This is a genomic window from Thalassospira sp. GO-4 (assembly GCF_023588965.1).
Taxonomy (GTDB): domain Bacteria; phylum Pseudomonadota; class Alphaproteobacteria; order Rhodospirillales; family Thalassospiraceae; genus Thalassospira; species Thalassospira povalilytica.
Window position 1 is genome coordinate 247,703 of the sequence record NZ_CP097807.1, and the last position, 12,878, is coordinate 260,580.

Annotated in this window: 11 protein-coding genes; 8 read left to right on the forward strand and 3 right to left on the reverse strand. The window is 55.1% G+C overall.

What is annotated here, in order from left to right; translation table 11 throughout:
• Window positions 1–102 precede the first annotated feature (102 nt).
• The gene (locus tag M9H61_RS01265; protein ID WP_101248002.1) at window positions 103–1,581 is read right to left on the reverse strand and encodes a Ppx/GppA family phosphatase; all 1,479 of its coding nucleotides are present in this window, start codon (window positions 1,579–1,581) and stop codon (window positions 103–105) included.
• A 45-nt stretch (window positions 1,582–1,626) separates the two neighbouring features.
• Entirely contained in the window at window positions 1,627–3,774 is a 2,148-nt protein-coding gene (locus tag M9H61_RS01270) for an RNA degradosome polyphosphate kinase (RefSeq protein WP_068518200.1), read from the reverse strand.
• A 178-nt stretch (window positions 3,775–3,952) separates the two neighbouring features.
• Between M9H61_RS01270 and M9H61_RS01275 the strand changes: the two genes are divergently transcribed.
• From M9H61_RS01275 to M9H61_RS01290, 4 genes are all read left to right on the forward strand, one after another.
• A complete protein-coding gene (locus M9H61_RS01275; protein ID WP_250282924.1) occupies window positions 3,953–4,510 on the forward strand; it encodes a histidine phosphatase family protein in 558 nt (185 codons plus the stop codon).
• 226 nt (window positions 4,511–4,736) lie between these two features.
• Window positions 4,737–6,524, forward strand: coding sequence for an aspartate--tRNA ligase (gene aspS / locus M9H61_RS01280; RefSeq protein ID WP_101248067.1), 1,788 nt, complete (start codon window positions 4,737–4,739; stop codon window positions 6,522–6,524).
• Window positions 6,525–6,705: 181 nt separating this feature from the next.
• Window positions 6,706–7,704 (forward strand): SPOR domain-containing protein, encoded by a 999-nt coding sequence (locus tag M9H61_RS01285; protein ID WP_250282926.1) that lies wholly within the window; start codon window positions 6,706–6,708, stop codon window positions 7,702–7,704.
• Entirely contained in the window at window positions 7,701–8,552 is an 852-nt protein-coding gene (locus M9H61_RS01290) for an EipB family protein (protein WP_231856695.1), read from the forward strand. The genes M9H61_RS01285 and M9H61_RS01290 overlap by 4 nt, the downstream gene beginning before the upstream one ends.
• 95 nt (window positions 8,553–8,647) lie before the next feature.
• Here M9H61_RS01290 and M9H61_RS01295 read toward each other — a convergent pair whose 3' ends face one another.
• Window positions 8,648–8,965, reverse strand: a complete 318-nt coding sequence (locus M9H61_RS01295; RefSeq protein WP_068518198.1) for a helix-turn-helix transcriptional regulator — start codon at window positions 8,963–8,965, stop codon at window positions 8,648–8,650.
• A 680-nt stretch (window positions 8,966–9,645) separates the two neighbouring features.
• Between M9H61_RS01295 and M9H61_RS01300 the strand changes: the two genes are divergently transcribed.
• From M9H61_RS01300 to M9H61_RS01315, 4 genes are all read left to right on the forward strand, one after another.
• On the forward strand, window positions 9,646–10,575 hold the full coding sequence (locus M9H61_RS01300) for a histone deacetylase family protein (RefSeq protein WP_068518197.1): 930 nt from the start codon (window positions 9,646–9,648) through the stop codon (window positions 10,573–10,575).
• A 112-nt stretch (window positions 10,576–10,687) separates the two neighbouring features.
• Window positions 10,688–10,951, forward strand: coding sequence for an exodeoxyribonuclease VII small subunit (locus M9H61_RS01305; protein ID WP_068518196.1), 264 nt, complete (start codon window positions 10,688–10,690; stop codon window positions 10,949–10,951).
• A gap of 9 nt (window positions 10,952–10,960) precedes the next feature.
• Window positions 10,961–11,857 (forward strand): polyprenyl synthetase family protein, encoded by an 897-nt coding sequence (locus M9H61_RS01310; protein ID WP_068518195.1) that lies wholly within the window; start codon window positions 10,961–10,963, stop codon window positions 11,855–11,857.
• 26 nt (window positions 11,858–11,883) lie between these two features.
• Window positions 11,884–12,852, forward strand: coding sequence for an alpha/beta fold hydrolase (locus tag M9H61_RS01315; RefSeq protein ID WP_250282928.1), 969 nt, complete (start codon window positions 11,884–11,886; stop codon window positions 12,850–12,852).
• Window positions 12,853–12,878 lie beyond the last annotated feature (26 nt).

The following is a 12,878-nucleotide window of genomic DNA, read 5'->3' on the forward strand; positions in this document are numbered from 1 at the left end:
GTTTCATATGTGTTAAACCGGGCGCAGCCCTTTCCGCGGACGGGGTGCTTGGAAGCATCCCCAACATAGCGGCTTTCGGTGCGAAAGCAAACCGTTCCCGATTTACACCAGACGGACTTCACTTTCGCGGTTCATGAGCTTGGCCAGTTTGGAAAGCCTTTGTTCGACCACTTCGCCGTAAAGTGCGGCGACCTGCTTGTCGAATTCGAGGATCAATTTATCGGCTTCGAGGACGAGACGGGTTTTGGGCAATATCCCCTCAACCCCGCCCGAAAGCGTATGGCCAAGACGGATGGCATGACCAAACAGTCGGCCGGTCAAACGGTCATCCTCGTCAAGGATGCGTTCGCTTGACTCATCACCCTTGAAGTTGCCGGTATAGCGCGACCCGATGGTATAGGCGAGAAACACCCGGTCATGGTGATTGAGATCAAGATAGGGGTGGCGCAAAATCCGGTTATAGCTTTGGATGGCCCGGTAGTCGGGGTGCTCGTTCCATCCGATATCGCCGATAATGCAGGCCGCCAGACGCAGCCGTTCGATATTGACCGGAAGTGCGGTAAAGATCGGGGCGCACCAGTGGGCAAGTTCTTCGCCATGCTGGTGGAAGCGTTCGCCGTCTTCGGCGAAGCTCAGACAGGCATCAAGTACCGGATCGCGCTGACGCAAGTCTTCGGGCAGGACTTCATACATCCAGCCTTCGCGCAATCCGTGCCCGGAAAAGACCACTTCGCTTGGGCGCATACGGGCCATCAACATATTCATGACAAGGGCGGCATGGGGCAGGCTGTCGATACGGCGTTTTGAAACACCGCCAACCTTTTCAAGCGAGATGCGACTTTGCTGGGAAATGATATGGGTCAGTTCATCCATTTCCGAACGCGGCATTGCCAGGTTATGGACAACCGAAATCGGATAGTTTTCCTGCGCAATGAACAGTTTTGCGATCGAGCGCCATGATCCGCCAACCGCAAAAAGCTGCTGCCCGGCGGCCTCTGCCAGCCAGTCGACACTGTCGAGATGGCGGGTAATTTCACTGGTCAGGCGGGCGCGATCAGACCCGAATACCGCATGAAGGCGCATTGCCCCCAAGGGCAGGCTGACGCGTTTTTTGATTTCGCCCTGATCAAGAAGAACCAGTTCGAGCGACCCGCCACCAATATCGCCCATGATGCCGGTCGCAACCGGATCGCCGGAAATAATACCAAGTGCCGAAAGCCTTGCTTCTTCAAGGCCGTCAATCACCTTGACGGTCAATCCGGTTTCCTTGGCGATGCGATCGCAAAACAGCTGACCGTCACTGGCCGCACGGACCGCCGCGGTTGCAAGCACATCGACATGGGTAACTTTCATCGCCCGCAGAAGCGTTGCAAACCGGTGCATGGCGACCACGGCAAGCTCGACCCCTTCGGGATTGAGCTTGCCGGTATCTTCCGGATCACGCCCCAGTCCGCACATGACTTTCTCGTTGAAAATCGGGATCGGGGCACGCGTCATGCCGTCGAAAATCACAAGGCGCACAGAGTTGGAGCCAACATCAATGATCGCGATGCGGTTGGAAGCCCGTTGGTCAGTTAGCATACTGTTGGTGGCACCTGTTGGTCGTGTGTCTGCATTTTGACGGCATCAGTCATCAAGTTGCAGAACGGGGACATTCGGGTCCTCTTCATTCAGGGCGCTGCCGCGACCTGACAGGGACGGGTTGGTCATGAAATACTGATGGGATGAAAATGCCTTTTGATCAGCTTCACAACGTTCGTAAGAGCCATCTGGCTGAAGATACCAGGCCTGTGCAGTGTCCTTGAGATTGGCAATCATGATCTGTTCAACAATCTGGCGCTGACAGGTCGGATTTTCAACCGGAACAAGGGTTTCAACACGGCGGTTCAAATTGCGTGGCATCCAGTCGGCAGAGGAGATGAATGCCTTGGCCTTGCGCGACGGAAGTTTGGCCCCGTTGGCAAAGACCACAATGCGCGAATGTTCAAGGAACCGGCCGACAATCGATTTGACGCGAATGTTTTCCGAAAGCCCCGGCACACCCGGGCGCAAACAGCAAATCCCGCGCACCACCAGTTCGACATGAACGCCCGCCTGGCTTGCACGATAAAGTGCATCGATTACCACCGGATCGACAAGACTGTTCATCTTGGCCCAGATGCCGGACGGTTTGCCAGCCTTGCAGTTTTCGATTTCCTGATCGATGTGGGTCAGAAGGGTCGGGCGCAAGGTATGCGGGGCAATCGCGATCTTTTCCAAAGAACGCGGCGTGGCATAGCCGGTCATGAAATTAAAGATGCTTGCCGCATCACGCCCCAGTGCCGGATCGCACGAGAAGAAGGAAATATCGGTATAGAATTTGGCCGTGATCGGATGATAGTTGCCGGTCCCGAAATGGACATAGGTTTTAAGGCCGTGGGTTTCACGGCGGACAACCAGTGACACCTTGGCGTGGGTTTTCCAGTCAAGGAAGCCGTAAACCACCTGACAGCCCGCACGTTCAAGGTCGGCCGCCCAGCGCAGGTTGGCTTCTTCGTCAAAGCGGGCTTTGAGCTCGACCATGGCGGTAACGGATTTTCCGGCCTCGGCCGCGGCGATCAGGGCTTTGACGATCGGGCTGTTTTCCGACGTACGGTAAAGCGTCTGTTTGATGGTGACGACATCGGGATCACGCGCTGCCTGAAGCAGGAACTGCACCACCACGTCGAAATCTTCGAACGGGTGGTGAACCACCAGGTCCTTTTTGCTGATCGCGGCAAAGCAATCGCCACCAAAGTCGCGCACCCGTTCCGGATAGCGCGCGGCATAGGGCGCAAACAGCAAGTCGTGATGCAGATCGGAATCGATCAGCTGTTTGACATCGACAACGCCCAAAAGACCATCAACCTTGACGACTTCTTCGAGCGCGACATCAAGTTCGTCGATCACAAAGTCCAGAAGGTCTTCGGGCATGCCGGCATTGACCTTAAGGCGGATGATGCTGCCACGGCGGCGGCGTTTAAGGGCGGTTTTGAAAACGCGCACCAGGTCTTCTGCTTCTTCTTCGATCTCGACATCCGAGTCACGGATGACGCGGAAGAAGCCATGTTCGATCATATCGAAGCCCGGGAACAGCTTGCCGAGATAAAGCAAGATTGCCTGTTCGACCGGAAGATAGCGTTCGGTCCGGCCGGGCAGGCGCAGGAACCGGCCGATCTTTTGCGGGACCGGGATCAGACCGCGCATATTGTGACCATCCGCCGGGTCAAACAGCTGCATCACAATGGCAAAGCCAAGGTTGGGAATGAACGGGAACGGGTGTGACGGGTCAATCGCAAGCGGGGTCAGGGTCGGGAAGATTTCCCGCATGAAATAGCCATCAAGCCATTTGCGATCGGTCTGGGTCAGATCGGATTGATCAATGACCGAGATGCCCTGTTGTTCCATTTCACGGCTGAGCTGACGCCAGATGCGCTGCTGATCCTGCATCAACTGGTTGGCATCAAAGGTAATGGCGCGCAGCTGTTCGGACGGGCTCATGCCATCCTGGCTGACTTTGGTCATGCCGGCACGAAGTTGCCCGACAAGGCCCGCGACGCGGACCATGTAGAATTCATCAAGGTTGCTGGCCGAAATCGACAGAAAGCGCAAACGTTCAAGCAGCGGGTGCCCGCTGTTCTGGGCTTCTTCAAGAACACGATTGTTGAAAGCCAGCCACGAAAGTTCGCGATTGATAAAGCGGCTTTCCGAATCAATGGTGATCGCGCTTGATTGAACTGCAGCGGCGTGAGTCACGCTATGCCTCCTGCGGATTGAGGGAATGTCTTTGAATTTATGCGACAGGTCCCGGTTGCAAATGGAGTATAGGATAACTGTTTGCGCCCGTGCAATTTTCTTAAATTTATGTGTCAGTTTTTCTGATGGCATCGCGGGCGTTGATATGGCATGGAAGAACACCGTTTGATCATCCTTCATGGCCGTAAAGACCAAAGACATGAAAACGTTGCTGTTGCTCAGACATGCCAAATCAAGCTGGGCCGATCCCGGTCGGGCCGACCATGATCGGGAATTGAACCGCCGTGGCGAGAAGGCAGCCCCCTTTATGGGGCGTTACTTGCGCGAGCAGGCTTTGATCCCTGATCTGGTGTGGTGTTCAACAGCCGCCCGTGCGGTTCAGACGCTTGGCCTTCTTGGGCGTGATTTTGCCAGCAATGCGGACGTTATCTATAGCGAAGATCTTTATATGGCGGGGGAAAGGGTGCTGCTTGAAAGTTTGCATCACACCCATGAGGACGCAAATTCCGTGATGTTCATCGGCCATAATCCGGGGATGGAACAATTCGCCCAGGCACTGTTTGGCGACGGGGACGAGGTCGCGCGCGACGCGATGGCGCGAAAATTCCCGACATGTGCGTTGGCGCATTTTGAATTTGATGTTGAAAACTGGACCGATATTGCATTTGGCACCGGCAGGCTGATCGGCTTTACCAAGGTCAAGGAATTGCAGGCTGTCAAAATCGGATCGGAATGATTTGACTGTCTCTGGTGACAGCACTTGACGCGCAGCCCCCGAGAGCGTTTTATACCGCTGAAATTTTGACGCCGCGTCTGAACGGCAACCGACACATCACAGCAAAACGTCCCGAATTGTTCGGGCCGGGCACGTTGTGGTGCGTTTTTTGTTTGACAGCGCGGGTCTGGCATGCACCTTTGCGGCCAAATTTGCGGCCCAAAATATAAAGCAACCTGGAATGACAATGCATCCTTATCGCTCACACAATTGTAATGCGCTGCGCGCGACTGACGCAGATGCGGAAGTTCGTCTGTCTGGCTGGATTCACCGTAAGCGTGACCACGGCAACCTTCTGTTTGTTGACCTGCGCGACCATTACGGCATCACCCAGGTCGTGATCGACATTTCCAGCCCGCTGTTTGAAACGCTTGATAAAGCGCGCGCCGAAAGCGTGATCACGGTGGATGGCAAGGTTGTCAAACGTACCGCAGAAACCATCAACCCGAATCTGCCGACCGGCGAAATCGAAGTTTACGCATCGAATGTCGAAGTTCAGTCTTCGGCCGAAGTGTTGCCGATGCCGGTCTTTGGCGATGTCGAATATGGCGAGGAAATCCGCCTGCGTCACCGTTATCTCGACCTGCGTCGTGAAAGCGTGCATTCCAACATCGTTCTGCGTTCCAAAGTCATTTCGGCCATGCGCCAGAAAATGACCGCACAGGGCTTCCTGGAAATCCAGACCCCGATCCTGACGGCAAGTTCGCCGGAAGGCGCGCGTGACTTCCTGGTGCCGTCGCGCATGCATCCGGGCAAGTTCTATGCCCTGCCGCAGGCCCCGCAGCAGTTCAAACAGCTTCTGATGGTTTCGGGCTTTGACCGTTACTTCCAGATCGCACCGTGCTTCCGTGATGAAGACGCCCGTGCCGACCGTTCGCCGGGCGAGTTTTATCAGCTCGACTTCGAGATGGCCTTTGCCACCCAGGAAGACGTGTTTGCCGCGATTGAGCCGGTTCTGTACGAAATCTTTGTCGAGTTCGGCGGTGGTCGCGATGTGACCCCGTTCCCGTTCCCGCGTATTCCGTTTGATGAATCGATGGCGAAATACGGTTCGGACAAGCCGGACCTGCGCAACCCGCTGATCATTTCCGATGTGACCGAGCCGTTCCGTGGTTCGAGCTTTGGCATCTTTGCGTCGAACATCGAAAAAGGTTCGGTCGTTCGTGCCATTCCGGCAACCGGTGCCGCAGCACGTCCGCGCAGCTTCTTTGACAAGCTTAATTCGTGGGCACGTGATGAAGGTGCGGCTGGTCTTGGCTATATCGTTTATGGCGAAGACGGCGAAGCAAAAGGCCCGATTGCCAAGAACCTTGACGCTGACCGTATCGCCCAGATCAAGGAAATTACCGGTGTTGCCAATGGCGACGCGGTCTTCTTTGTCTGTGACAAGGCACTGGCAGCCGCCAAATTCGCCGGCAAGGTCCGTGACAAGGTCTGTGACGAACTTGAACTGCGTGAAGAAGGCATGTTCAAATTCTGCTGGATCGTTGATTTCCCGATGTATGAGGAAGACGACGACGGCAAGATCGAATTCAGCCACAACCCGTTCTCGATGCCGCAGGGTGGTCTTGAAGCACTTGAGACCATGAACCCGCTCGATATCAAGGCGTGGCAGTATGACATCGTCTGTAACGGTATCGAACTGTCGTCGGGTGCCATTCGTAACCATCGCCCGGACATCATGTATCGTGCGTTCGAAATCGCCGGTTACGGCAAGGATGTTGTCGAAGAACAGTTCGGTGGCATGCTTAACGCATTCAAATTCGGCGCCCCGCCGCACGGTGGTTCCGCACCGGGTGTTGACCGTATCGTCATGCTGCTGGCAGACGAGCCGAACATTCGTGAAGTCATTGCCTTCCCGCTGAACCAGCAGGCGCAGGACCTTATGATGAATGCGCCGTCGAATGTCGAAGACAAGCAGCTCAAGGAACTGCATCTGCGTGTCCAGATGCCGCCGAAGGCGAAAAAAGACTGATTGAAAGACAGGTCATCCGACCCGGATTTCAAACGAAAAGAGCGGCCCGGTTTTCCGGGCCGTTTTTCGTTGAACTTGTGCCCGACCGGATGATGCGGGCAGGTTTTGGTTACCTAATATTAACCGCCAATGCGTCAAAGTGCCCGCAAGAGAACAAATTTGATCCTGCGGGGGACGGGCTGTGAAAAAGATACTTGTTGTGGCGGCACCTTTGGCGCTGGGCGCATGTGGCGGGCCGATCGAACTTACCGTCGCCAAACTGGCAGGTGACCTGATCAGTTATGTCACAACCGGCAAAAGCACCACCGATCACGCCGTTTCAATCGTCGCCGCGCAGGATTGCGCCTTGCACCGTCCGCTGTTTGATCAGGATGTTTGCAAGGATGAGGACACCATCCTTGAGGAAGAGGCCGCCGCCCTTGCAGTGATGGGCGAGCCCGAAATCAAACGTGAAATTCGCGCCGCCCGCCCGGAAATCTATGCGGTCAATGCACCGGCTGAAAACTGGTCGCGCCCGGCCGAGATGACGGCAACCCCGATCATCAAAACCGATCTTCCGCCGCGCGCAAGCGTGAGCGAAGCCGCACTTGATGCACCTGTCGCACCGGTCGATGAAGTTCCGGTCGATCAAATGGCAACCAGTGACGGGCTTGCCGATGCACAGCCGGTTGAGGTCGCATCTGCGAGCGAGCAACTCGATCTTGGTGATGTGAATTCATATGGCCGCGAGGGGAATGTGCTTGATCCCCAGGCCGAAGCCGATGCGGCAATTGCCGGATATGTCCCCGATGCAAAACCGGCCGAGCCGGCCCTGAACGGAACCGTAACGGCCGCCCTGGTCGATACCACCGTTATGACCGATGATGGCACAACGGTTTCCGCGCCGATTGATGTGACCAAAGACGGCCAGGGATTGGCCGGTGATGTACTTGCAGCGCCGCTGCCCGGTGATTATGTCATTCTGGCAAGTTTTACCGACAAGCTGCGTGCCCAGAAGGCGCTTGAGATTTATCACGAATATCAGCCGCGACTTTTGAATGCACTTGTCAGTGGCCGCACCTATATGCGGGTCGCTGTCGGGCCGCTTTCGGCAGAACATGCAAATGATTTACGCCTTCTTGCTGCCAAAAAGGGTGTTAAAGATCCCTGGATTGTCGGGATTGGCGCCACCGGAGAGTGATTTTGTCGGTTTTGTTTTCGAAGTTTGAAGTCAATCGGCGTTCCTTTGCAGGAACGCTGATCTTGTGTTCGGGCCTTGCCGGATGTGCTGCACAGGCGGGGAATATTTCCGCCATGGAAAGCACGATGGTGCCCCATGTTGCAGAATATCATTTCAAGATGACCCGGTCCGAGCAGGGCAGTTCGGTGGTCGATGCGTCCGGTGTTCTGGGCTATCGCTTTGAAAAAATGTGCGATGGCTGGGTCACAGAAATGCAGCAGATCATGATCCTGCAAGGGGCCGAAGGGGCGTCAATCAATTCCGCCTATTCGATGACCCAGTGGGAAAACTTCGCCGGGACACAATACCGGTTCAGAATGCGCGATTATCTTGATGGCACCAAGGTCGACGAAATCGTTGGCAAGGCCGTGCGTGAAAGCGACGGGGTGACGGTCACCTATGAAATCCCGGTCGAAGTCACCGAAGAACTTCCGGCTGATACCATGTTCCCGACACAGCATTCGGTCGAGCTATTAAAACGGGCGGCTGCCGGCGAGAAATTTGGCAATGATCTGGTCTTTGATGGCAGCGGGGAAACCCCGACCAACCGGATTGCGGTGGTGATTTCCGGTGAAAAGAAACCCGAACACAAGGCCGATGATCCCGACGGGATCGCCGATACGCCGTTTCACCGCATGAGCCTGGCATTCTATCCGCTGGGCGAGGCGGAAAACGGACCTTCGACCGAGATGGCGGTTGATTTCGGGGAAAACGGTGTGGCCCATGCCATGCGGTTTGATTATGGCGAGTTCGAAGTGTTCGGCACTTTGGACAAGGTATCGAAGTTGCCGCAACCCGATTGCGGATGAGGTTTGTGAATGTGTCGGGTGATGCGTACATCAACCCACAAAAAAAGCCTGCCACATTGGCAGGCTTTTTTTGTGGGGGAGTACCCTGGTCATCTTCACGCAGCAGCGGCATTGCTACTGGTATCGCAGTAAAGCCCATAGAGTGTTTTGATAACACGCAGTGCTTCATCACCATGCAACGAATAGAAGATGGTCTGTGCTTCGCGACGCGTTTTTACAAGTTTGTCACGACGCAGGCGTGCAAGATGCTGCGACAGGGCGGACTGGCTGAGCCCGACGATACGTTCGAGTTCACCAACGGACTTTTCGCCTTCGTTAAGTTGGCAAAGGATTAGCAGTCTGCTCTGATTGCTCATGGCCTTCAACAGGGTGCTCGCCTGCTGGGCCTTTTGTTCTAGATGGTTTAGTTCCATTTGGCTTCCTTATAAGCCTGACCGCAAGCGGCCATTGTCCCAATGAAAATCCGTATTTTTTTGTCATTTGATTCCGACAATTTTGACGGGATCATGTGACCGGATTTTCCATTCCTTTTACAACCTTTGAGGCTGTTGCTCTTGAACCAGCCAAACACTAATGTTTGGTTCGTTCTTATTCTCAAGTATATGCAGTTTCTGTCAAGATGGTGTTTGTTCTCAACAGTGCCTCTGCGGGATGTGAATCGGTTGGAAAACTTCGTGTCACTCCGGATTTTCGCCCAAATATCAGAAATTTATCCGATAAGCTCATGTTCAAATTACCCTGACTTGTCGCAGGGTTTAAAGGCAAAATTGCGCCGATTTACGGGCAATTTGTCATCGAACCTCGATTGTTATTCTGTGCACAACAATGGATCCGATTTCAAGAATATAACACTAAAAAAAGGGCAAAACTGTGAACGCTTATACAGGTTTGGCACTGTTATATAACCAAAGAGTCCGGAATCCGGGACCAAAGGACTTGCAGCGCCCATGCCCGATATGCTGATTTAGAACAAAGCGGGACGTCACGTATCGCGATTATAATATCAAAATCACGCATAAAAGCGGGACATGTCGGCCATGAACCCGCAAGACCGATCAGACAACTGATCCAATCAGGAAGGCGACCCAGACAGATGGCGACTTTGTTCGTTACCCATCACGATTGCATTGAACATGATACCGGCCCCGGACATCCGGAGTCCGCGGATCGGCTGCGCGTGATCCAGCGCGTATTCGAGGCCGAGGAATTCATGTTCCTGCACCGCGAGGAAGCCCCGCTTGCCGATATCGATCTGATCAAGGCGGTGCACGATCCGGCCTATGTGGACAAGGTGATGGCAACGATTCCCGAAACCGGGATCAGGTCGCTTGACGGGGATACCTATGTTTCGGCGAAGTCTGGCAAGGCGGCCTTGCGCGCAGCAGGCGGCGCATGCGTTGCGGTTGATGCGGTTGTTGACGGGCATGAAAGTAACGCCTTTGTCGCAACCAGGCCCCCCGGGCATCATGCGGAATATGACCGGGCAATGGGGTTCTGTTTGTTCAACAATGCGGCGGTTGCCGCCCATCACGCACGGAAACGCTATGGGCTTAAACGCATTGCGGTGATGGATTTCGATGTGCATCACGGCAACGGCACCCAGGATCTTTTTTATAATGATCCGGACCTGTTTTACTGTTCGACCCATCAGTGGCCGCTTTATCCCGGAACCGGGGCCGAGACCGAACGCGGCTGTGCCAACAATATCCTGAATGTCGGATTGACCGCCGGGGCGGGTACTGCGGAAATGCAGGCTGCTTTTAACCAGACCGTCTTGCCCGGAATTTCCGCCTTCAAGCCGGAACTTCTGATCATCTCGGCGGGGTTCGATGCCCACAAGAATGATCCGCTTGCCGGGCTGTGTTTCGAGACCGACGATTTTGTCTGGATGACGCGGCAATTGATGGCGCTTGCCGATGCGCAATGTCAGGGGCGGCTGGTCTCGTTGCTGGAGGGCGGATATGATTTGCCGTCCCTTGCCGACAGTGTTTTGCAACATGTCCGGACCCTGATGACCGGATAGGGCGATCTGTGTTGCACAGGAATATTTCGGCGTGACGAAATTCCATTCTGTCTGGTTGCCCTGATCCGGACTTGCGCGTAAACTCCGCGCCAATCAAAGAAATGGAGCTTACATGTCCGAGGCTACTTCATCTTCCGCCATTCCCGAGGATATCGCAAAACTCAGCTTCGAAGAGGCGCTGGGCCAGCTTGAGACTCTTGTTCGTCAGCTCGAACAGGGACAGGTCGGGCTTGATGACGCAATCGCATCCTATGAGCGTGGTGCGGCCCTGAAACGGCATTGTGCGGACAAATTGCGTGCAGCCGAAGAACGCATCGAAAAAATCACCCTGAATGCGGATGGCCGCCCGTCGGCAACCCCGACTGAAATCGAGTAATCGGAGGCCATGGTGAGTTACGACCTGCTTGCCGGACTGAGTGCTGCGTCTGCTGATCTTGGCGAGACGCTGGATAATATTTTGCCGCGTGCCAATGGCCAGATCGAGCAACGCCTGTTTCAGGCGATGCGTTATTCCACCTTGGGCGAAGGCAAACGTCTGCGCCCGTTTCTGGTGTTGAGTTCTGCGTCATTGTTCAAGGTATCGCGCCAGTCCGCCCTTCGGGTTGCGGCGGCGGTCGAGATGGTCCACAGCTATTCGCTGATCCATGATGATTTGCCCGCGATGGATGACGATGATCTGCGTCGCGGCAAGCCGAGCTGCCACAAGCAGTTTGACGAGGCAACCGCGATCCTTGCCGGTGATGCGCTTTTGACCCAGGCGTTTGAAGTTCTGGCCGACGAAGATACCCATCCCGATCCGCGCGTCTGTACCGATCTTGTTCGCGCCCTTGCCCGCGCGGCTGGTCCGCATGGCATGGTTGGCGGGCAGATGATTGATCTGGCGGGCGAAGGCCAGTCCTTTGATCAGGCACAGGTCACGCATCTTCATTTGCTGAAAACCGGGCGCATGTTTGCCTTTGCCTGTGAAGCCGGGGCGATCCTTGGCAAGGCACCCAAAAGCATTCGCATGGCGCTGCGATCCTATGCCCATGACATGGGACTGGCGTTCCAGATCAAGGATGATCTGCTTGATGTCGAAGCAAGTTCCGAGGAGCTTGGCAAGACAGCGGGCAAGGACCTTGATCAGGACAAGTCGACCTTTGTCAAATTGCTGGGCCTTGATCAGGCCCGTGATCAGGCCGCCATGCTGTGTGATCAGGCAATCAACCATCTGAGCTGCTTTGACGGCGAGGCCGAACCGCTGCGCGCGGTGGCGCGTTTCGTTGTCGAACGCGGCCGTTAAGCCCGATATCGTCAAAGCGCCCCACAATGACTGAACAGCCCAAATACACAGCCGGTTTTCGTGACCGGCTGTTTGACAAGGATCCGTTTCCGCTGGCGATCTGGTATCCCGCATCCGCGCCGGAAAGTTCGGTGCGCCATATGGGCGTGGCATCAAGTGCCGCGCGCAATGCGGCCTTTGCCACGGATGGTCCGTTTCCGATCGTGATGTTTTCGCACGGTTCGGAAGGCCATCGTTTCAATCAGTTCTGGCTGGCGGAATATCTGGCACGGCGGGGCTATATTGTTGCAGCCCCGCAGCATGAAGGTGACAACTACCTTGATGCATCCGATGCCCGCCAGATCACGATCATTGAACGCCGCCCGCGCGAAATGCGGCTGGCGCTTGATCTGTTGCTTGATCATGATGGCATCGCCGAGCAGATTGATCATGACAGGATCTATGCGCTTGGCCATTCGGCGGGCGGTGCCACGGTGCTTAAACTGGCAGGGTGGGATTTTGATGCCCGAGCCTGGCAAAGTTACTGCACCGTGAATGGCGAAACCGACAAGGTCATTTGCCAGCATGCCCCGACAGATGATCATATTGATCGTCTGCATCAAACCTATGGCGGGCCGGTGGTTTCGGAATACGATCCCCGGATATCGGCCATTGTTGCGGTAACCCCGGCCTTCGGGGTGGCGGCAACCGATGACGGGCTTGCCGATGTGAAGGTGCCGATGTTGTTTGTCGAGGCCGATACAGACGAAATTCTGCATGACCATGTTAATGCCGCCCACTTTCGCAATCTGTTGCGCGGCCGGGCGAAATTCATCAAGGTCAAAGGGGCGGGACATTATTCATTTCTGCCGAAATGCACGCCTTATATTGCTGAAAACTTTAGCTATTTGTGCCGTGATTTCGGTCAGGATCGCGACACCATTCACCGCACTGTCGAACAGGTTGTTCACCGTTTCTTCGAGAAGGTGCAAAGCGGTGAAATTCAGGGTCGCTAAATCGGTTGAACCCCGCTATTTTACGC